The following is a 23,578-nucleotide window of genomic DNA, read 5'->3' on the forward strand; positions in this document are numbered from 1 at the left end:
GCGACACCGCGAGGTGTGCCGGCGCACGCGCTTGCTCGTTGTTGGTGAGGGCTCGGCTGTTGTCCAGGCTTTCCTCTGCTTCCGCGTGTCACGGCCGACGGCGGCGAAGGGGGCGAGTACACAGTGCTGATACACAGTGCTGATGGGGCGGGCCGAGAACCTGCACGACGTGATCGCGGCGCTTCGCGGTTAGCCCATGGCGCGGCGCTGAGCTCGCTTGGCGAAGGCGTCCATCGCATCTAGCACTTCTTTGGCCTGCCACAACTGATTGCGCTTGTCGCGCGTGGACTGGGTGAGAATGCCCGCGCGCACGAGGGCGTCGATGGCGTTGAACGCTCCCTGCGGCGAAGAGCCCAAGGTCGCCTGCACCCATGAGTAGTTCACGACAGGTTGAGCGAAGAGTGCGTCGGCAAGTTTCCACGCGCCCGCCCCGCGTCGTGAGGTGATCGCACCAGCCCATCGCTCGTGGATCGCGGCGGTGTCGGCGGCAAGGGCACGCCCGTTGACCACCGCGCGGCGGGCTGCGACGGCGAAGGCTCTCACGATGGGTTTGGGGTCGCCGGCTCGGTAGGCAGTCAAGGCGCGGAAGTATCCGTCCACGTCCCCCAGGAGTCCGGCAGACACCGGAACCGTGGTGTGTCGCACGAGCTGGGCGTCACGCATGAGGGTGTGGACGATGACGCGACCGGTGCGCCCGTTGCCGTCCTCGAAGGGGTGGATAGTCTCGAATTGGGCGTGTGTGAGAGCGGCCACGATCAGTGGGTTCATCCCTGACGTGGCGGCGAACGTCACAAGGTCTGCGAGGGCGCCGTTGAGGCGTTCGGCCCGTGGCGGGATGAAGTCGGCACCGTGGGGACTCGCATCTGGCGCTCCGATCCACACAGGTCCGGCGCGCAAGCGCCCGGCAATGTCTGGTTCGGAGCGCGACAAGAGGGCGCGATGGATGCCGAGGATCGTAGGTACGCTCAGCGGGCCGGGGGTGGCCAGGGCGGTGGTCATCGCAGTGGCATTGTCCGCCACAAGGGCGGCATTTTGTCCGGCCGCTTCACCGAGCGCGGCGACGGCGAGGTTGCGGGCGTTGGCGGTGAGACGCTCGATCTGCGAGCTCGATGCGGACTCGGTGCGCAGCAAAACCGCGGGCATGGCCACAGGCAGTGCGGCCGCTTCGGTGTCGAAGACACGTATGTCGGCGACAGCATCGGCGGCGAGTTCGACGGTGGGTGCGTCGAGGAAGCTCATGGCGTCGAGGCCAGCGAGGTGGGCGGGGATCGCCGCCATGTAAGGGGTGGCCTCGAGACGGACGCGCGTAACGGGGTCGAGGTGGCCCTCGAGGCGGTCAGGCATGCGCCACGGCACTGGCTCGTGGGCCAGTGCGAGGGGGTTGCCGGTGTCAGCCATCGTTGAACGCCTTCCTGTCTTATTCAAGAATAAGCGCCTATCGTGGAATAAGACAGGTGCGTGTTCAAGAATATGCGGCGAGCGCGGACGACGACCGAGCCATGATCCATGTGGCGACGATGCTGTTTTCGATCAGGCTGTTGATCTACTTCTTGACCCTCATCATGATCCTCCTCAAGATCGCCCTGGGTCTGGTGTTCTCCTCGGACGGCGCGCTCGCTGTCGAGTTCCACGGTAGCCAATAGCAAACACGGCCCGGCCCCGCTCCCCACCACGGTGAGCGGGGCCGGGCCGTTGCGCTACGTTGAGGTAGCGGGCGCTCAGTGGGAAAGCAAGCGCACCATCGTGGGCGAGAAACACAAAAGGGCCGCCCTCACGGACGGCCCTTCTTGGTGGTACACCCCCTGGGACTTGAACCCAGAACCCACTGATTAAGAGTCAGTTGCTCTGCCAATTGAGCTAGAGGTGCTTGCCCGCGGCTGCGCGGTGCGAGATACCACTTTAGCAGGAAGTTGCGCCGGTGAAAAATCCACGATGTCGACGCTCCTCAGCGCATCTCCTTCAGCCGCTCCCAGGTCGCGGCGAGCGAGATCAAGAGGGCTCCCACCACCGCAAATGCGATCCATCGTGGCAGTAGGGCCTGGTCGGCTGCGAGCTGCGTGACAGCAATCACGACGGCGGTCGTGGCGGCACCCGCGACACAGGCGAGAAGGCGTGCCCGGGAACCCACGACTGCAAGGACGGCGACGGCGGCTGTCAGCCCCAATGTGCGGAGCAGGTTGCTGGGATCCATGGCGAGCGCGATCCAACTGGGCACCAGCAGCACGGCAAGGCCGGGGCCCAGGGCCGCGAGCGACCTCACGTCGGACTGTCTGGCCAGCCACCGCCACCCCACCCATAGCGCCAACGCAGCGGGGATGGCCGTGTAAGCCTCCACTTCGACCACGCTCAGCGACCCCAGCGCGCACCAGAGGCCGGCTATTCCCACCGCGCTGCCAATCCACAGCGCGGAGCGCATCCCCGCACGGTAGAGGGGCGCCCACTGGGCTGACGCAACGATGAGGAAAATCCCGACATCCCTCGCGACAGCCATGGTGGCGCTGACCGAGCCATCGCCACCCGGCGTCCCCGGCGCGAGGACCATAAGCCATGCGGTCCCGACAACCGTCGCGACGGTCAGGGCGACGACCGCGCCCCGCAAACTGGGGTCTACCTGCCGTGTCACGGTGGGCATCACAATGAGCCCCACGACCGTCACCGCGAGGAGTCCAGCCACGGCGTGAGGCACGTCGAGCGCGAGCCCGCCCACCATGATCGCGGAACCCGCCGCGAGCGCTCCCACCGCAAGCATCGCGGTGCGACGCGCCACGGGTGTGGCGCCGGCGTCCAGGGGGCGATGCGCCTCCAGGGGCCGGTGAGCGTCCAGAGGGCGGTGCGCGTCGGCCAAGGACAATGCCGACAGGACCGCGAGCGCACCCGCCACAGCCCACGGCTGTCCTAGCGCCCACGCGACGGCAGCGACCGCAAGGCCAACGCCCACCTCACGCCCACGCGGCACGCGCAGTCCAGCCGCGAAGGCAACCACGGCCGCGAAAACCAGCACCGCCACTCGCGAGGGGTCAGGCAGCGCCGCGACAGACACGACCGCCGCGGCCCCAATCACCACCGCCCACCACGGCCTCACGACCGGCAGGCTCACGGCACCTGCAACCGCCACGGCGAGCACGGCGATATCCCAGCCGGAGAATGTGGGTGCGTCGCTCCATGGAGCGTCGCCCACCCAGACGGTGAAGGACATCAGGACGGCGTGCCCCGCAGCAAGCGCGAGGCCAACGGCGGCCGGCAGGGCGCCCAGCCATATGCGGACGCGGACCGCCGTAGGGAGTCGCTGCGCGATCCACATCGCCGCGGCTACCGTGGCGCCCGCGCAGGTTGCGACGATCGCAAGGGTGTCAGAGGTCCCTGCGATGCCGTTGGCAATATGAACGCCCGCGGCCGCTGTCAGCGCCGTAGCGGACACCACCGGGAGCGAAGCCGCCGGGGGGAGATACCACCGTGTCACGGCCACCAGCACCGCCACGGCAACGCCGGCCACCACCATCGCGAGCACGTGAGATTCGTCGCGGGCCACCGACCACGTCGACAGCGCCACTGCTGCCACGGTGATCCAGCTCATGCTCAACCAGCGAGCGACGACCGCCGCTGTCCGCTCGTTCATTGCGCCTGCCGCCGCCACGACGGAGGCGCTCACCACCACCGAGGCCCCGACGGCCCACACGTGCGCGGCGGGGCGGTCGAGCGCACCCGCATCGACCAGTGCTCGCATGATCGCGGCACCGGCAAGCGGCGAGGCACCCGCCGCGACGACGGCGGCGGCGGTGCGGGTTGCCGTGCGTAGCTGCGCCAATGGGCGTTCTGTCGCGAGCAACACGGCCACGACGGCCAGCGCTGCCACGACCAGCGCCACGGAGGTGTCGGTGGAGAGCTGACCGACCGCGAGTGCTCCGGCGGCGCGGACCATCGCGATCGCCACGACCGCACCGGCACACGCCGTACCGCACAGAGCGGGGATGAGCCCCCACCACAGCCCCGCCTGGACCGCCCCTGAGAACTGCAGCGACGCCCAGGCGCCCACCGCCGCCACGACGGCCACTGTCGCGAGCACAGTGAACACGTCGGTCGAGGCCTGCCATGCCACTGCGGCAGCGACAGCCGTCGTGGCGAGCGGCACACCCGCAGCCGTCAGCGCCACGCCGGTGCTCGCCATGACGGCGACGGCGAGCACGCTCACCGCTCCTACGATGAGTGTCGCGCTCAAGGACAGCCGGTCGTTTCCGTGCATCGCCGCGGCAGCGACCGCGACCACCGTGGCCCAGCCCGCAGCGCCAACGCGCATCACCACGATGCTGGCCCGCTCGCGAGCGCGCGGCGCCATCGCGTGCAGACCCCAGGCGCATAGGGCCGATGCCCCGAGGGCAACCGCCACCAGGTCCGAGGGGGCCAGCGGCGTGGCATCCGTCACCGCGAAGAGCGCCTGGGCGGCGGCGAGCACGGCGCCCGGCACGAGCGTGAGCGCGGCGACCGCGAGGCTGGCCGCACCCACGCGCAGCACCTGCCTCAGGTCGGCGGTGGCGCCTGCAATGTTCAACCCCAGGCGGCTTGCAGCCGCGAGGGCGACGCCGACGACGAGCGCGACGGCGAGCATCCACCACGCCTGGGGCCGCGCGGGCCCCTGCGCCGCGACCGCTAGCCCCGTCAGGCGCGCCACGCTTTCGAAGGACGCCGCGAGCACCATGCTGGCACCGACCGTGACGGCCAGCAGGGCGCCCAGGGCCGCCGCTTCCCTCCACGCCTGTCGAGCTGTGCGCACGCCGTACAGCGCCACTGCCGCCACGGTCACGAAGGCAAACAGCGAAGGCCACGCCTGCACCCACACACCCCACACCACCCCAGCCGCCGCGACGGTGGCGATGCCGACGGCGCCGGCTCCTGCGGTACGCGGAGCCCAGCGCATCCCTACCAGAAGGACGCTCACGGCGACGGCCGCAAGGACAGCACCAATAAGGACGGAGCCGGTCGCGGCTGCCCCCGCAGCGACCACTCCCGCGGCCACGACGAGGAACACAGCGCTCATGCCGACAATCCGCCGCGAGCGGCCGTCGCGCCACGCCAGCGCAGCGACGGACGTGACGGCGCCCACCCCGATCAGGATCCCCGCCACGTAAGCAGGGGTGGCCCAGCCAGTGGCGTCAAGCACACCCGCAGCCACGGTGATGGCCGCCAGCGGGGCGACCGCTGCACCCAGGCGCGCCACCCATCGCAGATCAATAGAGGCCGCGGGCCCACCACTTCGCGCCGCGCCCAGTCGCCAGGACGCGCTTTGCACATGCTCCTTGCCGGGCCACCGTGTCACCACCGCACCAACACCCGCGGTCGCGGCGGCGGCGACGCCCCATCCGAGTGCCACGGCATCCGCGGATACGCCACTGCCTGCCGCCAGCAGAACACCCACCGCCATGAAACTCACACCCACGGCCACGGCATATGACAGCGTGAACCAAGGCGCAAAGAACACCGCAAAAACGTCGCGCTCGCCGTGTCGCAGCTGCCCCGCACCGGCCACCGTTGCCAGGCCGAGCACGGCCGCAGAGGCAAAGCCGACATCGGCCCGTCCATCTACCAGGGCGGCCCCCGCCGCTCCAGCCCACAGGGGCACGGCGACCGCTGCCGCTGCGATGCTCGGCCTGCGCCACGGCCACGCGCACCACCCCAACGCAACAAGGACAGCCAGGCCGGCCCACGCGACGGTTCCGCCGCGCTCCCCCTGAGCGACCATGAGGGCGAGCACTCCCATTGCTGCGGCCCCGACACCGGCGGCCGACCACGCGACAATGCGGCGCTGCGCCCTTGAGCGCCACAGCGGCCTGCTCGCTCGCAGGAGCGTGATACCCACGGCGGCTCCCCCAGCGACGGCAGCGGCCTCCTCAACGCTCCCCAAGGTCGGCAGGGCCGTCACCGGCACCGTCATTGCCGTCACGGCAGCGCCGACCGCGCCTACCGTTCTCATGCGCGTGAGACCCGTGCCGCTCAGGCCCACCGCCGTCGCCGACGACAACGCCAGTGCCACCGGCACATCCACATACCCGAGCGCGCCCACACCGCGGTCGAGCGCGATCACCGCCACTGCGGGCAAGGAGGACACCACGGCCCCGACCGCGGTCGCTGTAATCACGAGCTTCTGGCGCATCAGCCAGCGTGCGAGGACCACGCCACCTGCGGCCAGCCCCAGCAACACAGCGGCCTGGCCCACAGGCAGCAGGCTCTCCCACGTCACGGCCACGAACACCACGGCGGCCACAATGAGCAGCGCAGCACCGCCGACTCCGAGCAATGTCGGGGCATTGAGCTGACGCAGCGCGCGGGCCTCGGACACGAACGCATCGTCGCCGCGACGGTGGGTGCCGGACGGCGTTGAGGGCGCGGCGCCATGCGCGCGGACGGCCGGGCGTGCGGCACCGGTGTGGGTCTGGGCCACTGCACCCTGAGCCAGCGCCGATTCCGGTTGACGCGGCCTACCCGCACCTGGACGCCCATGGGAAGCCGGATGAGCGAAGGGGTCGTCGTGAGCGGCAGGAGCACCGGGAGCAGTGGCCGTCGGCGCGGCCTGTGCCATCGCACTCGCCCGCGCAAGCGCAGCGTCCCGGTACGCCACCCACTCTCCGCGCCGCGCGTGAAGCGCGGCCCACGCCCGGTCGCACTGCGCAATGGCGGCATCGGCCCTCAGCAGTGCCTGATACGGCTCGCTACGTACGTCACTGCCACAGTGGCCGCATCGCTGAGCCCCCATCTGTGCACCGCACACTCGGCACGCGTCCACGCCCACCCCCCACTTCTAGATCTGTGTGGACGGTAGTGGCGCCGCACTCGTGGGCGCAAGAGGGGTGTGGACAAGCCGCGATACCGTGGAGCCATGAGCGAATCTCGACTGAGCACTGGCGACGCCGCCCCCGACTTCACCGCCGCGACCGACAACGGCACCTTCACGTTGTCCCAGGCGCGCGGCAAGCACGTCATTTTGTACTTCTACCCCGCCGCCATGACGCCCGGGTGCACTACGCAGGCATGCGACTTCCGCGACTCCCTCGACGCCCTCCAGTCCGCGGGCTACGAGGTGGTGGGCGTGTCAAAGGACAGCCCCGAAAAGCTCGCGCAGTTCCGCGAGAAGGAGGGCCTCACCTTCACTCTGGTGTCCGACGAAGACAAGGCGGTCCAGGAGGCTTACGGAGCGTGGGGCGAGAAGAAGAACTACGGCAAGACCGTCGTAGGTTCCATCCGTTCCACCGTCGTGATCGACCCCGACGGCAAGGTTGAACTGGCGCTGTACAACGTCAAGGCCACCGGACACGTGGCCCGCGTGCGCCGCGAACTGGGCATCGACGCGTAAGACCGCCGTGCCGCGCCCGGGTATCCTGGGCGTCTTGCGCGAGTGGCGGAATTGGCAGACGCGCTGGATTTAGGTTCCAGTGTCCTAGGACGTGGGGGTTCAAGTCCCCCCTCGCGCACCACGAACACGGCCCCCCTCCCGGGATCTTCATCCGGGATGGGGCCGTGTGCCTTGGCGCAACGCAACGCGCGGGAAGCCTTGAATCGAACTAGGCAGATCTGGAATGTGACATGCAGGTTCTCCTCCGACCGCTGGCGATGCAAGACGTGCCCGAGTTATCGAAGCTACTCACGTTGCAAGCGAACTATCTACAGCCGTGGGAACCCGAGCGCGCACCGAGCTACTTCACCGAAGACGGTCAGCGGGAGCTCGCCAGGACCGCGATCGCCGCGCGCGAGGCGGGCACCCGGGCCCCATTCGTCATCTGCTCCGACAGTGGCGCCATCGTCGGCGTGCTCAACCTGTCAGGAATTGTGCGCGGCGCACTGCAATCGTGTGCGCTTGGGTATTGGGTGCGTTCCGAACTGACCGGGCGCGGATACGCGACCTCCGCCGTCGCGCAGGCGGTCGACTTCGCATTCGATGAACTTCACTTGCACCGTGTCCAGGCGGAGACACTCCCTGAAAACATCGCGTCGCAGCGGGTCCTTGCGCACAACGGCTTCCGCCAGTACGGCATGGCTCCCGAGTACCTCAGCATTGCAGGACGCTGGCGTGACCACCTGATGTTCCAGAAGATCAGTCCGCACGCGCGCTGACACGCGTGCGGCACTTCGGCAACGGCGATTGCGCGGCGGCGTGGCGCCGCGAGCAGACGTCAATTGCCTAGTGAGGCCGGCCTAGGCCTTGCTCGCAGTCGTGGCTTGCCAAGTATGAGGGTGAGGGGCGGGCGCAGGGGCTGTCGGCACGCGGGCGCGGGCATCACAACGCCCCGGCCACCATTGCTGGTGACCGGGGCGTCGTGAACGAGAAGAACTAGCTCTGCTGCTCGGCGAGCTTGGTGCGCACCTCATCCATGTCGAGCGCCTCGACGGCGTCCACGACCTGCTGCAGCGACGGTGCGGGGAGCGCACCGGCCTGCTGGAACACCATGATGCCGTCGCGGAATGCCATCAGCGTCGGGATGGAGGTGACGCCGAACTGCTGGCCGAGTGCGGCCTGGTCCTCGGTGTCGACCTTGGCGTGCACCACGTCGGGGTTCGACTCGGAGGACGCGTCAAAGACGGGCGCGAAGCGCTTGCAGGGGCCACACCATTCAGCCCAGAAGTCGACGAGGACAATGCCGTCCTTCGTGACCGTCTCTTCAAAAGTCTCAGTGGTCAGATCTACCGTTGCCATGGGGATTCCTTTCCTGTCGCTTCCCCGGATGCCCCCGTAACGCCGTTGACGGGGAACCTATTCCTGGACAAGCCTGCCATGGCTCGGCGCGGGTGTGACACGACCCTGAATGGACCGCCACAATGGGGGCATGACGGATATGGCGGAGTTGCCCCCTGAACCCTCCGGATGGCTTAGCGAGCCCGAACTGGATCACGTGCGTGCGGAGTTGCCGGTGCTGTACGTCAACGTGGTGCCGGTACGTGTCGATGCCATGGGACAGGTGCAGGAGGTCGGGCTGCTGTTGCGCGCAGACGACGACGCCATCCACCGCGCACTGATCGCCGGGCGCGTCCTGTATCACGAGCGCATTCGTGACGCCCTGATCCGCCACATCGAGAAGGACCTCGGTTCAGTGGCGCTGCCGCGGATCCCCGCCTCCCCCGCACCCTTCACGGTCGCCGAGTACTTCCCCGTGCAGGGCGTCACTGCGTTCCACGACCCCCGCCAGCACGCCGTAGCGCTCGCGTTTGTGGTGCCGGTGGACGGCGACTGCGAGCCCAGTCAGAACGCGCTGGACATCGTGTGGATCTCGCCCGAAGAGGCCGCGAGCGACGAGGTCCTGCAGGACATGACCGGCGGCCAGGACACGTTGCTGCGCCAGGCCCTGGCGCACTGCGGCGTGCTTCCCTAAGGACTTTTTTTAGGGTCGATGCCTCCTGAACCCCCGTACTCGGGATTCTCGGGCATCTGCCCTAGCGACCGCGGGACCGCCCGTGGCCGTCAGGCCCCGAGCGCCTCGGCCACGATTGGCGCAAGCGAGCGGAACGCCGCGCCGCGGTGCGACAGGGCGTTCTTGGTGTCGGGGTCGAGCTCCGCGTTGGACACGGTCTGCCCCTGCCCCATGAAGATGGGGTCATAACCAAAGCCGCCCTCGCCACGCGGCTCGCGCAGCAGCACGCCTGGCATACGGCCCACAACCACGTGCTCTTCACCTGAGGGCAGGGCAAGCGCGGCGGCGCACACAAACGCGGCGCCGCGGTGCTCATCGGGAACGTCCGCGACTTGGTCGAGGAGCAGCTGCAGATTCGCGGCGTCGTCCCCGTGCGACCCGGCCCAGCGTGCCGAGAAGATGCCGGGCGCCCCGCCCAGGACGTCGACGGCGATGCCGGAGTCATCGGCAATCGCGGGCAGGCCCGACGACGCCGCGAGAGCGCGCGCCTTGATGAGCGCATTTGCCTCGAAGGTCACCCCGTCCTCGACGGGGGCGGGCGCGCCCAGGTCGCCCGCGGAGGCGACATCCGCGCGCGACAATCCGTCAACTAGGGGCGCAAGAATCGCCCAAATCTCCCCCACCTTGTGAGCGTTGTGGGTCGCGATGGCGAGGCGGGTCATCAGCGCACCGGGCCGTCGGCGGCGTCGAGAGCGGCAGCCTGCATCCGCGCCAGGTCCGCGTTTCCGCTGGTGGCGAGGGCGAGCAGCTCATCCAACTCGGCCTTGGAAAATGGCGCGCCCTCCGCGGTGCCCTGGACCTCGACAAACCCGCCTGCGCCGGTCATCACCACGTTCATGTCGGTCTGTGCGCGCACGTCCTCGACGTACGGCAAGTCCAACATGGGCACGCCATCGATGATCCCCACGGAAATCGCGGAGACCGATCCGGTCAGGGGCGCGGCGCCGGGCTTGATGAAGCCCTGCGCGCGGCCGTACGCCACGGCGTCTGCGAGGGCCACGTAGGCGCCTGTAATGGCGGCGGTACGGGTGCCACCGTCGGCATCAAGGACGTCACAATCGAGGACGATGGTGTTCTCACCCAGGGCCTTCACATCCACCACAGCGCGCAGCGAGCGGCCAATCAAGCGGGAGATCTCCATGGTGCGCCCACCGATCTTGCCGCGCACGGACTCGCGGTCGTTGCGGGTGTTCGTGGCGCGCGGAAGCATCGAGTACTCGGCCGTGACCCACCCTTCGCCGGAGCCCTTCTTCCACCGCGGCACCCCTTCCGTCAGCGACGCCGAGCACAACACGCGCGTGCCGCCAAACGTCACCAGGCACGATCCCTCGGCGTTGCGCTGAAAGCCGCGCTCAAAGCTGACGGGACGGAGTTGGTCGGGACGGCGCCCATCGGCGCGGGTGTTGTCGCTCATAAGTCACGAGCCTAACGGCCCCTGCCCCAGGCGAAGGTTAGATCTCGATGTGCTGGCCGGGCCGTGCCAACGACACGTCGACGTCGCAGTGCGCGGCGGCCTCCGCGAGCACACGCTGGCAGTCCGTCCACGGAGGGATGTGGGTGAGGAGCAGGCGACCTACGCCTGCGCGTTCTGCGGCGGCGCCAGCGGCGGCAGCGGTGAGGTGGACACCGCGAGGCGCGTCCTGCTCTTCGAGGTAACTGGCCTCACACAGGAACAGGTCCGCTCCAGCCGCCGCGACGTCGAGACCGTCGCACACGTCCGTGTCTCCCGAGTACGTGAGGATCGCCGACGCACGCGCTGGCTCCGCGCTCGGCCCCTCGATGCGCAGCGCGTAGGCCGGCACGGGATGCTCCACGGCCTCGCACGTGACGTGGAGCGGCCCAATGCGCACTTCGCCGGAGGCTTGCCACACCACGGGGTTAAGGACCTCGGATGGTTCAGTCTCGCCGCGCAGCTGATTGATGCGGCCGGCCGCACCAAAGGGTGCGTACACAGGAACGGTGGTGGGGCCATCGGGGTGGTACTTCAAATACACGTGAAGTGAGGCCAAGTCAGCGCAGTGGTCGGGGTGCAGATGTGTGATCGCGACCGCGTCCAGCTCGCGGGGGTCACAGAAACGTTGCAACGCACCCAGTGCTCCGGCGCCCATGTCCAAGGCGACGCGCCAGGTACGCCCGTCCGCGTCATCGGCCTCAACCAAGTAGCACGAGGCAGGCGAGGCAGGGCCGGGAACCGAGCCCGAGCACCCCACGATGGTCACCCGCATCAGCTGAGGCGCTCCACGCTCGTCACCACAGGTCCCAAGAACCGTTGCGCCAGTTGCTCGAACCGCGCGGTCTCCCCCGTCGCCGAGAATCGGTGCTCGGGGGTGCGCGCGGTGTCGCGCTCCAATCCATGCGCGGTGAGCGCCCGGTACACGTCGATGGCGGTCTCCGTGGCCGAGTCCACGAGGGTGACCTCGGGCCCCATCACGTAGCCGATGGCGCCCAGCAGCATCGGGTAGTGCGTGCACCCCAAGATGACGGTGTCCACCTGTGCGGCCTGCAGCGGTTCGAGGTATTCGCGCGCTACGTCGATGACCTCGGGTCCCGAGGTGATGCCCGCCTCCACGAGGTCCACGAAACGCGGGCATGCCTGGGAGTAGACCGCGATGTCGGGTGCCGCCGCGAGAGCGTCGTCGTAGGCACCGGATGTCACAGTCGCCGTGGTGCCGATCACACCCACGCGGCCGGACTTTGTCAGTGCAGCAGCGCGGCGCACGGCAGGGACAATCACCTCGACGACCGGCACGCCGCGCTCACGGGCGAACCGTTCGCGCGCGTCCCGCAACACTGCCGCGGAGGCGGTGTTGCATGCGATGACCAGCATCTTCACGCCGTCGTCGACGAGCGAGTCCATGATGTCGAGCGCGTGCTGGCGGACCTCGGAGATGGGCAGCGGCCCGTACGGCCCAAATGCGGTGTCACCCACATAGTGGAGCGACTCGTGCGGCAATTGGTCCATGATGGCGCGGGCCACCGTGAGGCCGCCTACGCCCGAGTCGAAGACGCCAATGGGCGCGTCAGACATGGTCACCGCCTTCTTCCATCAGGGCATCCACCAGGCTCTGTTGGAGCCACCCCAGAGATTCGTACAGCATTCCGAGCCAGACTCGCTCCGCCTCCGCTCGCGTCGCGGGCTCCTCGCCGGACTCGAGCGCGGTCGCGAGCTCGCTGCGCAGCAGCTCGCCGTCGTCGTCTGAGGACAGTTGAAGGCGGCTCGCGAGGACAAGGCGGATGTCGGTGAGGGCCGATGCCGTGGCAAGGGCCTCGCTATAGGGCACCAGCCAGTCGGGGCCGTCATCGCTCAGGTCTTCCCAGATGCGGCGCAAGCGGTCCACTTTGGTGATGCGCAGGTCTGCTTCGGTGAGGCGCCTGAACTCCTGGGCCACTTCGCGGTCCTCGGTGGACGCGTGTGGAAGCAGGCTGAGCACGGCGGGATCCTCGGGATCGGTCGCGTTTTCCGCAATGCGGGACAGGGCTTGCGCGAGGGCGTCCTCGGGATCAAGGCCCGCGTCTCGGTCGACGGGCGGGGCCATGCCGAAGGGTTCGGCGCCCAGCAGCAGACCCACGTCCGCGACCATGCGCGCGACGACGGTGCGCTCTTCTTCGTCGAGTTGCGCGACCGCTCCCTCTGGGCTCGCGACGAACGCTCTCATTCGCCGCTCCGCTGGAGGGTGGCATGGAGTCCGTATCCGTGCATCGCTTGCACATCCACCTCCATTTTCTCCCTGGGGCCGGAACTGACGATCGAGCGGCCGTCGCGGTGCACTTCCAGCATGCGGGCCTCCGCGACCTCCTTGGAAAAACCAAAGTAGGCGCGGAACACGTAGGTGACGTAGCTCATGAGGTTGACGGGGTCGTTCCAGACCACCGTGACCCAGACGTCGTCGACGCGGGTCGCGACGGCGCCTTCGCGTTGGCGTTCTTCCTGGGTCGACACGCTTCTACCCTAGGGCTCGCGCGGGCCGATGTGCGGGAAGCAGGTCAGTCCTTGCCGCCGTCGTCGTTGCCGAATGCGGCGTCAAGGATTTCCTTGCACTGGGGGCACACGGGGAAACGCTTGGGGTCACGGCCGGGCACCCATACCTTTCCGCACAGAGCGATCACGGGGTCGCCTGACAGCGCCGACTCCATGATCTTGTCCTTCTTCACGTAGTGCGCGAAGCGTTCGTTGTCGCCGGGCTCAGCGAGCTCGCGCTGCTCGACGCGCTCAATGGTCGCGGTGCCGCCCTGGGTTGAGCCGTTGTCGGTCTGGGGGTCGAGGGTCTCGCTCATGGCTCCTATCCTACGGCCGGGCGGGGCGCGGGCAAGGAGCCGTCATGCGCCTCGTGCGGGCAGGTGCGGGTGCCCGGGAGACGTGGCTTGCCTCGTTGAGGCGGTGGTCCCCGCGCCGTCGATGTGGCGCGCCTAGGTTGGACTAGGTGATCGCGGCGATGAGCTTTCCCGAACGATGATTGAAGAGGCTTCCTGCGGCGCGGGCGCCCCAGGTGAAGCACACGGCGCCTAAGACGAGCCCCGTGGCGAAGGCGACCCAACCCCACCCCGAGTGGACCGTGAGCGACAGGAAAAACGGCACTGTCATCAGCGGCAGCACCGCCGCAGTCGCGATTGCCGACGCGAGTTGTGCGAGAAAAGATGCTCCGAGCGACCCGACCTCCGCCCCGAAAGGATTCTCGCCGGGCCCGGCCGTCCGGTACGGCAGCGCCACGGCGCACACCGCGGACACGCCCATGGTCGCGCCCAGGGTTCCGACCGCCGCACCGATGAGTCCGGGAGCATCCGCCCAGCGGCCGCTCCACGCAAGGATTCCCACTGCCGCGATCAACACCGCGGGCAGAGCCCACACCAACGTGGCCTGCATACGGCCCAGCATGACCTCGCGGCCGCGAGCGCCAGAGACGATGTCGAGCCACAGCCCGGACGAGTCCAACGCGACGTCGTTGTGACGACCCCACCCAATAGACGACGCCAACAAGACGGGCGCCACAAAGGCCCACCGCGTCTCGAGGCTGAGCACGGGCATCGCGACGGCGAAGAACAGCACGGGGAGTGCCACCACGCCCGCAGCGGCAACCACGTAGCGCGCGTCGGTTGCCCACGACACCAGCAGTCGAGCGCGCACTGCCCGCACCGGCCCCGAACTGTGCCACCACCGCGCGGGTGACCGTTCCTGGCCGTCACCAACACCCCCCAGGACGGCATCGGCCCGGCGCCGGCGTCCCCCACCGCGATGAAGCGGATGCACCAGGGCGTGCGCGATCGAGTCCTTCCACGCCCACCCCAGCAGGACCACCATGGCGACCATCATCGCCAGGCGCCACAGCGCGCCCCACGTGTCTCCTGCGACCCACGCCGCGGGCGCGTACATCCCCGCGCCCACCGGCGTGCGCGCGAGAGATTCGGCGACGACGGGAACCGTGAACTCGAGCCCGGCCTCCAAGCCGTCACGCAGCCCGATCCACATGACCGACCCCAGCACGGCAATGCCGACTCCCATACTGAGCAACAGCAGGCCACGTGTGCGACGGTCGTTGATCGCCCGCGCGCTCCAGGCGACGGCGACCCGGGCAGCGAGCACCATGACGGCGACAGTTAACAGGCCGCCCACGACGGCGATCGCCCTGGCGCCCACGCCGTCGTAGCGCCAGCTGCCCGACAACAACGTGAACATCGCGCCAAAGAAGAGTGCAGGCACGGTGAGGAACGCCGCGATGGTGAGCCCAGGCGCGATTTGTGTGGCGCTCACCCCGAGCGTCGCGAACCGCGCGGAGTCAAGGGTGTCTTCGAGCCCGGTGACCATGAGCGGCACCACGATCCAGCCCACGATGCACACGGCTGCGGCGAGCACGACAATGCTCGCGCGGACGTCGGCCGCCTCAAATCCAAGCCGAACCTGCGCCCACCAGACCATCGGCACCAACGTGACCGACCACACGGCGCCGCCGATGAGTAGCAGCGCCCTCCACCACTCGCGTTGGAGTTGGTGGCGAACGGTCGTGAACTTCAGCGCGAGGACTGTCGCAACCATGACAAATCCCGCTGGTCTGACACGTCGCCCACGAGTTCCACGAACCGTTCCTCGAGATCGCGTCCCTGGCTGACGTCCGCGACGGTGCCTGCGGCAAGGACCGCGCCGCCGCCGACGACGGCCACGTGGTCGCACAGCCGCTCAACGAGCGCCATCACGTGGCTCGACATCACCACCGTGCCGCCGGAGGCGACGAACTCCTGCAGGATGCGCCTAATTGCGCCGGCAGAAACGGGGTCGACCGCCTCGAAGGGCTCGTCGAGGACCAGGACGCGCGGCGCGTGAACGAGCGCGCATGCGAGCGCGATCTTCTTGGTCATGCCCGCGGAAAAGTCGGTGACGAGCGTGGAGCCCGCCGCGTCGAGATCGAGCGCTGCCAGGAGGTCGTCGCGGCGCTCGCGCACGGTCGCCTTTGGCAGCCCGCGCATGAGGCCCGCGTAACTGATCAGTTCGCCCCCGGTGAGGCGATCAAATGTGTGCAACCCGTCAGGCAGCACCCCCACCAGCGGCTTGGCAAGTGCCGGCTGCGTCCACATGTCGATGCCGTGGATGAGGGCCTGGCCGGAATCCGGCTCGAGCAAACCCGTCGCCATGGACAACGTCGTCGTCTTTCCGGCCCCGTTGGGGCCCACGACTCCGTAGAACGAGTGCGTGGGGATGTCGAGGTCGACGCCAGCGACCGCGACGGTGGAACCGAAGCGCTTCGTGAGTCCCCGCAATGACATGGCGGCCGGGTGGCTCACGACCTCGGTGGCGTCAGCGGCGCTCACGCGGCTAGGCCGTCACGAGCAGGAAGGCGGTGTACGCGAGCCAGATGGCGAGAAGAACGCCGCCTTCCAGGCGGTTGATGCGACCGTCGCGCTTCCACCGGAATCCAAAGATGATCAGCAGCAACGTCATGCCCATCACCATGGGGAAGTCGCGCACGAGGACCTCTGTGCTCACCGCGGCAGGGGCGATCAAGCCCGCGATTCCGATGACTCCCAGCGTGTTGAAGAGGTTGGAGCCAATGACGTTTCCGAGCGCGAGGTCGTTCTCGCCGCGACGGGTCGCGATGATGGTGGAGGCGAGTTCGGGCGCAGAGGTCCCGATCGCCACCACGGTGAGTCCAATGACAAGGTCGGACCAGCCTAGCGACTCGGCGATCTCAACCGCACCCCAGACCAGGACGCGTGACGCCACAAGGAGCAGGACTAGGCCCGTGACGAGCCAGGTCCAGGCCGCCTTCTTGCTCATGTCGCGTCTGTCAGTGCTGGCCTCGACGTCGTGCTCGAGCGCGTCTCCCTTGTGCTGGCGAGCAGACATGATCTGCCAGGTCAAGAGGACGGCGAGCAGAAGGACCAGGACGCCCGCGTCTCCGGAGGAGAGTTGACCGTCGCTCATGAGCAGCCATGCCACACCCGTCACGACCACCAGCAGCGGCAACTCTTTGTGGAGGATTCCGCGCTTGACGATGATGGGGAGCATGATCGCTGCCACGCCAAGGATGAGGCCAATGTTCGCGATGTTGGAGCCCAGCGCGTTGCCGAGCGCCATCTCGGGGTCGCCGCCGGCTGCTGCGAAGGCTGAGACGACCATCTCCGGCATCGAGGTACCAAAGCCGATCACGATCATGCCGATCAGCAGGGGCGCCATGCCCAGGTAGCGAGCGACCGACGCCGCCCCCATCACGAACTTGTCCGCGCTCCACGCGAGAACAGCAAGGCCAAGGACAGTCGCGAGAATGGGGACAAGCATGAGCACGAGCGTAATGCGTCAACGACTTGTTGAGAATGCGTGACAAGTAACCTACGGTCGCGTAGGGTCGACACATCCGCACAGTTTCGCGGCGTCGCTTTTGCTGCTCGCCCGGTGCCGTGTTCGCTCAACGGCTGGGAAGTCGTCCGCCCCCCAATGCATTTCTGGAGACGCATGACTCGCACGCCGCTCGCTGGCACCGTGATGCCCCTCAACCACGTCACCCACCGATTCGCCGAACTCGCCGCCACCGTGCGCGACACCGGCCTGCTGCGTCGCGCCTACGGCTTCTACGCCGGCTTTGGCGGCGCGCTCGTGCTCGCCATGGGCGGCGTCATCACTGGGTTCGTCCTGCTGGGCGACTCCTGGTTTCAGCTACTGATCGCCGCCGCCCTTGGCCTGGTGCTGACACAAGTCGCGTTTTTGGGACACGAAGCCTCCCACCGCACGGTCTTCAGCTCCGGACCCGCCAACGACCGTTTGGGCCGCATCCTCAGCGCGCTCGTCGTGGGCATCAGCCACCAGTGGTGGATGACCAAGCATTCGCGCCACCACGCCAACCCCAACAAGATGGGCGCTGACCCCGACATCGACAAGGACACAATCTCCTTTGTCGAAGAAGATGCTCGCGAGGCTCGCGGCATTGTCAAGTGGGTGACGCAGCGCCAGGGCTGGCTGTTCTTCCCGCTCCTCACGTTCGAGGGCCTGAACCTCCACTACCGCTCCGTGGCGTCCTTGGTGACGCAGGGGACGCGGAAGCAGCGCTGGACTGAACTGCCCCTCATCGCCGCGCACTTCGCTCTTTACCTGATCCCCGTGTTCGCGTTCCTCCCGCTAGGGCTCGCATTCGCGTTTGTGGGGGTGCAGATGGCCGTTTTCGGCGTCTACATGGGAGCGTCATTCGCCCCCAACCACAAGGGCATGGGCATTGTGCCTGCAGACGTGAAGATGGACTTCCTGTCCAAGCAGGTGCTGACCAGTCGCAACATCAAGGGTGGCTGGACCATGAGCATCCTTACCGGCGGCCTCAACTTCCAGATTGAGCACCACCTGTTCCCCAACATGGCGCGCCCGCACCTGATTCGCACCCGCGAGATTGTTCGCGAGTACTGCGATCAGCACTCCGTCCCGTACACCGAGACCACGCTCATTGAGTCGTACGCGATCGTCATCGCCTACCTCAACAAGGTGGGACTTGCCGCACGCGACCCGTTCGACTGCCCTGAGCGCGTGGCCATGGGCCGCTAACCTCACACACGAAAGGCCCCTGGCGCCCCACACGGGTGCGCCAGGGGCCTTTCGCATGGGCAGGCACCACGCGGGCGGCCGCCCCGTGAGTGGCCTAAGCCGGGAACAGTGACTCGATCAGCTCAACTTGGTCCGGACTGGGACGCCAGTGGGCAGAGCGCGCGTTCTGCTTGACCTGCTCCGGCCGCGTCGCGCCGGCAATCACGGAGGAGACAACGGGACGGGACAGGAACCAGCCAAGCGTGGCTTGCAACATCGTGACTCCCCAGTCGTCGCACAGCGCCTGGAACGCCTCCATGGCGTCCCAGTCGGCATCACGCGCGATGTGCGGCCTGACCTTCGCGATGCGAGAGTCCGCGGGCATGTCGGTACGCGTGAACTTGCCGGTGAACAGGCCGTTCGCCAGCGGGAAGAACGGCAAGAACCCCGCGTCGATGTCGTGCGCCGCGCTCAGGCGCCCGTCCTTCTCCACAGCGCGAGCAATCAGGCTCAGTTCGTCCTGGCTCGAGGCAATCGCCGGCAGTGATCGCTCCCTGGCCGCAGCGCTGGCCTTGCGCAACTGCGCGGCAGAGAACTGAGAGACGCCATAGGCACGGATCTTGCCCTCGTCGACCAGTTCCGCGAGCGCGCCCAGCGTGTCCTCAATGGGCACCGTGGGATCCGGCTGGTGCTGCTGGAAGAGGTCGATGCGGTCGGTCTGCAAACGCTCGAGGGACGCCTCGCACGCGGCGCGCAGATAGGCGCGCGACCCCTTGGGACCGAGCTCGTCCAGCGGCGTGGCGACCTCGGTGAACCCGAACTTGGTGGCGAGCACCACCTCGTCACGCCTCCCCGTAAGCGCGGTGCCCATGAGCGTTTCGCTCACGCCCCACTCGCCTCCATACAGGTCCGCCGTGTCGAGAAATGTGACCCCGGCGTCGATCGCGGCGTCGAGGACGGCGGTCGTACCATCCTGAGTCTGCGAGACCGTGCCCTCGCGGCCAAAGTTGTTGCAACCCAGGCCCATCGCGGAGACGGTGAAGGGGGCAGATCCGAGTCGTCGCTGTTCCATGACCCCACGGTAACCCCATGGACGGCGTGCAACGGTGTCAGCGGCACGCGCACCAGACGGGCGCGCACCTCGAGCGAGTGGCGCTGGGCGCTGGGCGCTCGCGCAGTGGTAGCGGACGCAGTAGTCCGGTACCGTGGATGGGGTGCACGTCCCGCGCCAGCCATCGGGCGCCACTGCACGCAGAAGGCCGCCGCGCCCGCTGAGGGGTCGCGGCGGCCTTCTGGTCACCTACCAGGGATGATAAACGTGGAGATGGCGGGAATCGAACCCGCGTCCGCATGCACAACGACAGGTATTCTCCGGGCGCAGTCTGAAATAACAGTGTCTCGGACCCGCACGACCTTCAGACAGGCTGTGCGATAGCCCCAGTTGCCTAAGAGTCCCGAGCCGCCCGGCAACGAGGCGACTCAGCAAGTTCCCTAGATGACGTCAGGGACCAGGACGGGAACTAGCCTGGGCTGACGGACTTCGGGGCTCGCTTAAGCAGCGAGGGCGAAGTCGGTGCGCTTGGAATCGGCACCTATTGGTTTGTCACGGGCGTTAACGAGATAACGTGACGTCCTCGGCCCGCTTCCCCTGAGGAAAGCACACACGTCGAAACCGATCATCCCCTGTGCAGTTGTACTGACAAGTCTACGCGACCGGCCGGCATGCTCCAAGAGGCGCCTCTTCAGGGCCGATGCCCCGACGGGGATTGGGCTCACGCGCCGCTGGCCGCTATGCGCCTTTGGCGCGGCCGCCCAGTCCCAGCAGAACGGTCCATACCCATTGGGCGGCCTCCGCGGCGTCGGGGCGCTCGTCGAGAGACAGCCACGCCCCAATGACGCCAATGATCGAGCCCGCAACGCCGGCCGCGACCACCTGCGCCGGCACGTCGATCGCATGGGCGTCATCGTGCTCAGCCGCTGCAAGGATCGCGTGATGCAGGTGCTCGCGCAGGCGTGACAGCACCACGCCGTAGCCGGGCTCGGTGAAGACACGACGGTAGACCTCCGCATGAGCGTCGACGTGCGAGATGAAGTCGACGAGCACCGCCGGGGCGCGCTCTGCGGCGGGGTCGATGTCGCCTAGCTGGGCGCCGGCCTCTTGCGCCACCAGGTCAAGCGCATCCGCCAGCAGTGTCTCCTTATCGGAGTAGTGCTGGTAGAACGTCGAGCGGTTCACGCCGGCGCGTTCGGCGATGTCGGAGACGCTCACATGATCGATGCCACGCTCGCGCGCCAGGCTAAAGAGAGCCTCCTGCAAGCGCCGGCGGGTTCTCACAATGCGGGCGTCCATGGGCTCATTGTGCCTCGCGGCCGCCCCAACTCCAAGCGTAAACCGACAGGTGTCGTAGAACTGGCCTGTTCGCGCTAAACTGTCCGCCTGGCATCGTCGCCACTGCCCTGCCCCCACCCCACCCCCCGAAAGGCACAGACGTGGCCAATTTCCTCTTCCGGCTTGGACGCGGCTCCGCGCGCAAGCCCTTCATCGCCATCGTCGCGTGGATTGTCGCGCTCGCAGCAGCGGGCGGCGCATTCCTGACGTTCGGTGGCACTCTCACTGACTCGTTCTCCATCCCCGGCACCGAGACTGACCGCGTCGCCTCGCAGCTCGCTGAGGAAATCCCCGACGCGGCCGGCACCACAGCCCGGGTGGTGTACCAAAGCACCGATGACGCAGAACTCACCGAGTCACAGCAAGCGCAGATCTCCGATTCTCTGGCTGAGGTCGCCGAGTTCGACTTCGTCACTGCGGTCATCGACCCCTTCGACACGGCAGCCCAGGCGCAGGAGCAGGCCTCGCAGCTCGAGTCAGGGGCAGAGCAGATTCAGTCGGCGCGCGAAGAACTCGACGCAGGCCAGGAACAGCTCAACGCCGGACTCGCGGAGGCACAGGCGGGCCAGGAACAGCTCAACGCCGGCCAGGAGGAGCTCGACGCGGCGATCGCCCAGGCCAAGGAAGCCGGCCAGTATGAGGCCGGCCAAGCGCAGTTTGATGCGCAGCAGGCGGAACTCGACGCTCAGCAGGAGCAGATCGACGCTGGGCTTGAGGAACTCGCGGCCCAGCAGGAGCAGATCGACGCCGGCTACGAGGAACTCGCCACTCAGGAAGAGCAGCTTGAGCTCGGGTCTCAGCTGGCCGACAACGCCTCCTCGCTGAGCACCATCTCTGACGACGGCACCACCGCCCTTGGCGCGGTCCAGTTCGAGGACGACATCCTCACGCTGTCCCAGGAGGACAAAGACGCCGTGATGGACACCATCGAGGCCGCTCCACTGGACGGCGTCGACGTGTTCTTCTCCTCCGACATCGCCACGTCTGTCGAGGGCCTCCTCGGAATCGGCGAGGTCGTCGGCGTGTTCCTCGCGCTCGTCGTGCTGTTCGTCATGATGCGCGTAGTGTGGCCGGCCCTCACCCCCATCATCACCTCGGTGGTCGGCGTAGGCGTGGGCGTCGCGGCGTCGCTCGCCTTGTCCGGATCCGTCGACATGTCCTCCGTGACCCCCGTCCTGGGAGTCATGCTCGCGCTGGCGGTCGGCATCGACTACGCGCTGTTCATCATCAACCGCCACCGCACCAACCTCAAGCGCGGCATGGAGGTCAACGAATCCATCGGCCTCGCCAACGGCACCGCCGGAAATGCCGTCGTGTTCGCAGGCGCCACGGTGCTCATCGCCTTGCTCGCCCTCAACGTCACTGGCATCCCCTTCATCGGAGTCATGGGCAATGTCGCCGCGTTCTGCATTGCGATCGCCGTGCTCGTCGCGATCACCTTGGTTCCCGCCGTGATGGGCCTCGTTGGCATCCGCGCCATCTCTCGCAAGTCCCGCGGCCGCATTGGTCAAGCAGCCGAGCCTGAGGCCCCCTACACGCCCATTAAGACCAGCCGCGCGTGGCTCCAGGTGGTCGCAGGTATCGCGGTGCTCGGCATCTTCGCGATCCCTGCCGCATCCATGCGCCTGGGGCTTCCCTCGGGCGACCAGGACACGCCTGACTCGACGTCCTACCAGGCCTACACCACGATCGACGAGAAGTTTGGCGAAGGCCTCAACGGCACCATCCTGGTCACCGCCGACCTGCCCGCTCCTGTCGAGGGAAACGACCTGCTGGCGGCCCAGGTCAGCGTCGGCAACCTCATCATGGAAAACGACGACGTCGCCGCGGTGGCTCCCGCCGGCACCTCTGAGGACGGCTCGTTCCTTGCGTTCCAGGTGATCCCGAATGAGGGACCAAACGCGGAGTCCACCGAGCAGCTGGTGCACGAACTCCGCGCGCTGTCGCCCCTCGATGACGGCACCCAGATCGGTGTCGCCGGAACGGCGTCCGGCAACATCGACATCTCGGAGAAGTTGGACGAGGCGCTGCCCGTCTACCTCGCCGTGGTCGTGGGCCTGTCGCTGATCATCCTGATCATCGTGTTCCGGTCGCTCGTAGTACCGGCAATCGCCACGCTCGGGTTCGTCCTGTCGCTGTTCGCGGCCTTTGGAGCCGTGACAGCCGTGTACCAGTGGGGCTGGCTGAGTGACCTGTTCGGCGTGCACTCCCCCGGTCCAATCTTGAGCTTCCTGCCGATCATGCTGACCGGAATCCTGTTCGGACTAGCGATGGACTACCAGTTGTTCATCACCTCTGGCATGCGCGAGGCATACGTGCACGGCTCCAACGCACGGGAGTCCGTCGTGGCGGGGCTGCGCCACGGTCGTGCAGTGGTGACGGCGGCGGCCATCATCATGGCTTCCGTGTTCGGCGGCTTCGTGTTCTCACACATCACGATGATTCGCCCCATGGGCTTTGGCCTCGCGATGGGCGTGCTCTTTGACGCCTTCGTGGTGCGCATGCTGATTGTCCCGTCGCTCATGCACATCGTGGGCGAGGGCGCGTGGTGGATGCCCAAGTGGCTCGACAAGATCCTGCCCAATGTCGATGTGGAGGGGTCTGCGCTTGAGCGTGACCACCCCGTCCCCGCTTCCGTCGGCGCAGCCGCTCCCGAGGGCGCCGCCGCGGACTCGGACGCCACGCCCGGCACCGGGACCACCACGTCGCCCGGTACGGAAACGAACGCGAGCACGTAGCCGCATCCGGCATCGGCCCGCAAGAGCCCGGTCTCCCCACGGAGACCGGGCTTTTGCGCGTGCGGCA

At 67.7% G+C, this 23,578-nt stretch carries 21 protein-coding genes, 2 tRNA genes and 1 other RNA gene; 7 read left to right on the forward strand and 17 right to left on the reverse strand.

The annotated features are described in order from the left end of the window. Window positions 1-189: 189 nt before the first annotated feature. Window positions 190-1,398: a Fic family protein gene (locus tag AOP75_RS01785; protein ID WP_152649910.1), complete on the reverse strand. Its 1,209-nt coding sequence runs from the start codon at window positions 1,396-1,398 to the stop codon at window positions 190-192. Between the two features lie 56 nt (window positions 1,399-1,454). Here AOP75_RS01785 and AOP75_RS01790 point away from each other — a divergent pair, with 56 nt between their 5' ends. After that, entirely contained in the window at window positions 1,455-1,643 is a 189-nt protein-coding gene (locus AOP75_RS01790) for a hypothetical protein (RefSeq protein WP_062076657.1), read from the forward strand. Window positions 1,644-1,791: 148 nt separating this feature from the next. On the opposite strand, the gene AOP75_RS01795 is transcribed toward AOP75_RS01790, so the two are convergent. Together AOP75_RS01795 and AOP75_RS01800 are read right to left on the reverse strand one after the other, a co-directional pair. Then, a tRNA-Lys gene (locus tag AOP75_RS01795) sits at window positions 1,792-1,867 on the reverse strand. Between the two features lie 78 nt (window positions 1,868-1,945). Next, on the reverse strand, window positions 1,946-6,433 hold the full coding sequence (locus tag AOP75_RS01800) for a hypothetical protein (RefSeq protein ID WP_062076658.1): 4,488 nt from the start codon (window positions 6,431-6,433) through the stop codon (window positions 1,946-1,948). Between the two features lie 435 nt (window positions 6,434-6,868). Here AOP75_RS01800 and bcp point away from each other — a divergent pair, with 435 nt between their 5' ends. From bcp to AOP75_RS01815, 3 genes are all read left to right on the forward strand, one after another. Further along, window positions 6,869-7,342, forward strand: a complete 474-nt coding sequence (bcp, locus tag AOP75_RS01805; protein ID WP_062076659.1) for a thioredoxin-dependent thiol peroxidase — start codon at window positions 6,869-6,871, stop codon at window positions 7,340-7,342. 36 nt (window positions 7,343-7,378) lie between these two features. Next, window positions 7,379-7,463, forward strand: a tRNA-Leu gene (locus tag AOP75_RS01810). A 109-nt stretch (window positions 7,464-7,572) separates the two neighbouring features. Continuing rightward, window positions 7,573-8,100 (forward strand): GNAT family N-acetyltransferase, encoded by a 528-nt coding sequence (locus AOP75_RS01815; protein ID WP_062076660.1) that lies wholly within the window; start codon window positions 7,573-7,575, stop codon window positions 8,098-8,100. Between the two features lie 217 nt (window positions 8,101-8,317). On the opposite strand, the gene trxA is transcribed toward AOP75_RS01815, so the two are convergent. Further along, window positions 8,318-8,680 carry a thioredoxin gene (gene trxA / locus AOP75_RS01820; protein ID WP_062076661.1) on the reverse strand — a complete coding sequence of 121 codons (363 nt, stop codon included), beginning with the start codon at window positions 8,678-8,680 and terminating at the stop codon, window positions 8,318-8,320. Between the two features lie 130 nt (window positions 8,681-8,810). On the opposite strand from trxA, the gene AOP75_RS01825 reads away from it, so the two are divergent. Then, entirely contained in the window at window positions 8,811-9,353 is a 543-nt protein-coding gene (locus AOP75_RS01825) for an NUDIX hydrolase family protein (protein ID WP_062076662.1), read from the forward strand. An 89-nt stretch (window positions 9,354-9,442) separates the two neighbouring features. Here the strand turns inward: AOP75_RS01825 and rdgB are convergent, their stop codons facing one another. The 10 genes from rdgB to AOP75_RS01875 form a co-directional block, all read right to left on the reverse strand. Then, window positions 9,443-10,054, reverse strand: a complete 612-nt coding sequence (gene rdgB / locus AOP75_RS01830) for an RdgB/HAM1 family non-canonical purine NTP pyrophosphatase (protein ID WP_062076663.1) — start codon at window positions 10,052-10,054, stop codon at window positions 9,443-9,445. Then, window positions 10,054-10,806, reverse strand: coding sequence for a ribonuclease PH (gene rph / locus AOP75_RS01835; RefSeq protein WP_062076664.1), 753 nt, complete (start codon window positions 10,804-10,806; stop codon window positions 10,054-10,056). The genes rdgB and rph overlap by 1 nt, the downstream gene beginning before the upstream one ends. A 37-nt stretch (window positions 10,807-10,843) precedes the next feature. Next, on the reverse strand, window positions 10,844-11,617 hold the full coding sequence (locus AOP75_RS01840; protein ID WP_062076665.1) for an MBL fold metallo-hydrolase: 774 nt from the start codon (window positions 11,615-11,617) through the stop codon (window positions 10,844-10,846). Further along, window positions 11,617-12,420, reverse strand: a complete 804-nt coding sequence (gene murI / locus AOP75_RS01845; protein WP_062078301.1) for a glutamate racemase — start codon at window positions 12,418-12,420, stop codon at window positions 11,617-11,619. Before murI ends, AOP75_RS01840 begins: the two co-directional genes overlap by 1 nt. Next, window positions 12,413-13,048, reverse strand: a complete 636-nt coding sequence (locus AOP75_RS01850; RefSeq protein ID WP_062076666.1) for a DUF2017 family protein — start codon at window positions 13,046-13,048, stop codon at window positions 12,413-12,415. The genes murI and AOP75_RS01850 overlap by 8 nt, the downstream gene beginning before the upstream one ends. Beyond that, window positions 13,045-13,332 carry an ATP-dependent Clp protease adapter ClpS gene (gene clpS / locus AOP75_RS01855; protein WP_062076667.1) on the reverse strand — a complete coding sequence of 96 codons (288 nt, stop codon included), beginning with the start codon at window positions 13,330-13,332 and terminating at the stop codon, window positions 13,045-13,047. The genes AOP75_RS01850 and clpS overlap by 4 nt, the downstream gene beginning before the upstream one ends. Before the next feature lie 44 nt (window positions 13,333-13,376). Beyond that, on the reverse strand, window positions 13,377-13,667 hold the full coding sequence (locus tag AOP75_RS01860) for a DUF3039 domain-containing protein (protein ID WP_062076668.1): 291 nt from the start codon (window positions 13,665-13,667) through the stop codon (window positions 13,377-13,379). 142 nt (window positions 13,668-13,809) lie between these two features. Beyond that, on the reverse strand, window positions 13,810-15,420 hold the full coding sequence (locus AOP75_RS01865) for a hypothetical protein (RefSeq protein WP_062076669.1): 1,611 nt from the start codon (window positions 15,418-15,420) through the stop codon (window positions 13,810-13,812). Next, window positions 15,396-16,145, reverse strand: a complete 750-nt coding sequence (locus AOP75_RS01870) for an ABC transporter ATP-binding protein (RefSeq protein WP_062078304.1) — start codon at window positions 16,143-16,145, stop codon at window positions 15,396-15,398. Before AOP75_RS01870 ends, AOP75_RS01865 begins: the two co-directional genes overlap by 25 nt. A 49-nt stretch (window positions 16,146-16,194) precedes the next feature. Next, window positions 16,195-17,157 (reverse strand): calcium/sodium antiporter, encoded by a 963-nt coding sequence (locus AOP75_RS01875; RefSeq protein ID WP_062078306.1) that lies wholly within the window; start codon window positions 17,155-17,157, stop codon window positions 16,195-16,197. A gap of 174 nt (window positions 17,158-17,331) precedes the next feature. Between AOP75_RS01875 and AOP75_RS01880 the strand changes: the two genes are divergently transcribed. Continuing rightward, complete coding sequence (locus tag AOP75_RS01880) at window positions 17,332-18,405, forward strand: fatty acid desaturase family protein (protein WP_236683056.1); 1,074 nt, start codon at window positions 17,332-17,334, stop codon at window positions 18,403-18,405. Between the two features lie 94 nt (window positions 18,406-18,499). Here AOP75_RS01880 and AOP75_RS01885 read toward each other — a convergent pair whose 3' ends face one another. From AOP75_RS01885 to AOP75_RS01895, 3 genes are all read right to left on the reverse strand, one after another. Continuing rightward, complete coding sequence (locus AOP75_RS01885; protein ID WP_062076670.1) at window positions 18,500-19,456, reverse strand: aldo/keto reductase; 957 nt, start codon at window positions 19,454-19,456, stop codon at window positions 18,500-18,502. 244 nt (window positions 19,457-19,700) lie between these two features. After that, window positions 19,701-20,068: a transfer-messenger RNA gene (ssrA, locus tag AOP75_RS01890) on the reverse strand. 105 nt (window positions 20,069-20,173) lie between these two features. Continuing rightward, window positions 20,174-20,734: a TetR/AcrR family transcriptional regulator gene (locus tag AOP75_RS01895; protein ID WP_062076671.1), complete on the reverse strand. Its 561-nt coding sequence runs from the start codon at window positions 20,732-20,734 to the stop codon at window positions 20,174-20,176. 140 nt (window positions 20,735-20,874) lie between these two features. On the opposite strand from AOP75_RS01895, the gene AOP75_RS01900 reads away from it, so the two are divergent. Beyond that, window positions 20,875-23,511, forward strand: coding sequence for an MMPL family transporter (locus tag AOP75_RS01900; protein ID WP_062076672.1), 2,637 nt, complete (start codon window positions 20,875-20,877; stop codon window positions 23,509-23,511). Window positions 23,512-23,578: the final 67 nt, after the last annotated feature.

Source organism: Demequina globuliformis (assembly GCF_000975155.1).
Taxonomy (GTDB): domain Bacteria; phylum Actinomycetota; class Actinomycetes; order Actinomycetales; family Demequinaceae; genus Demequina; species Demequina globuliformis.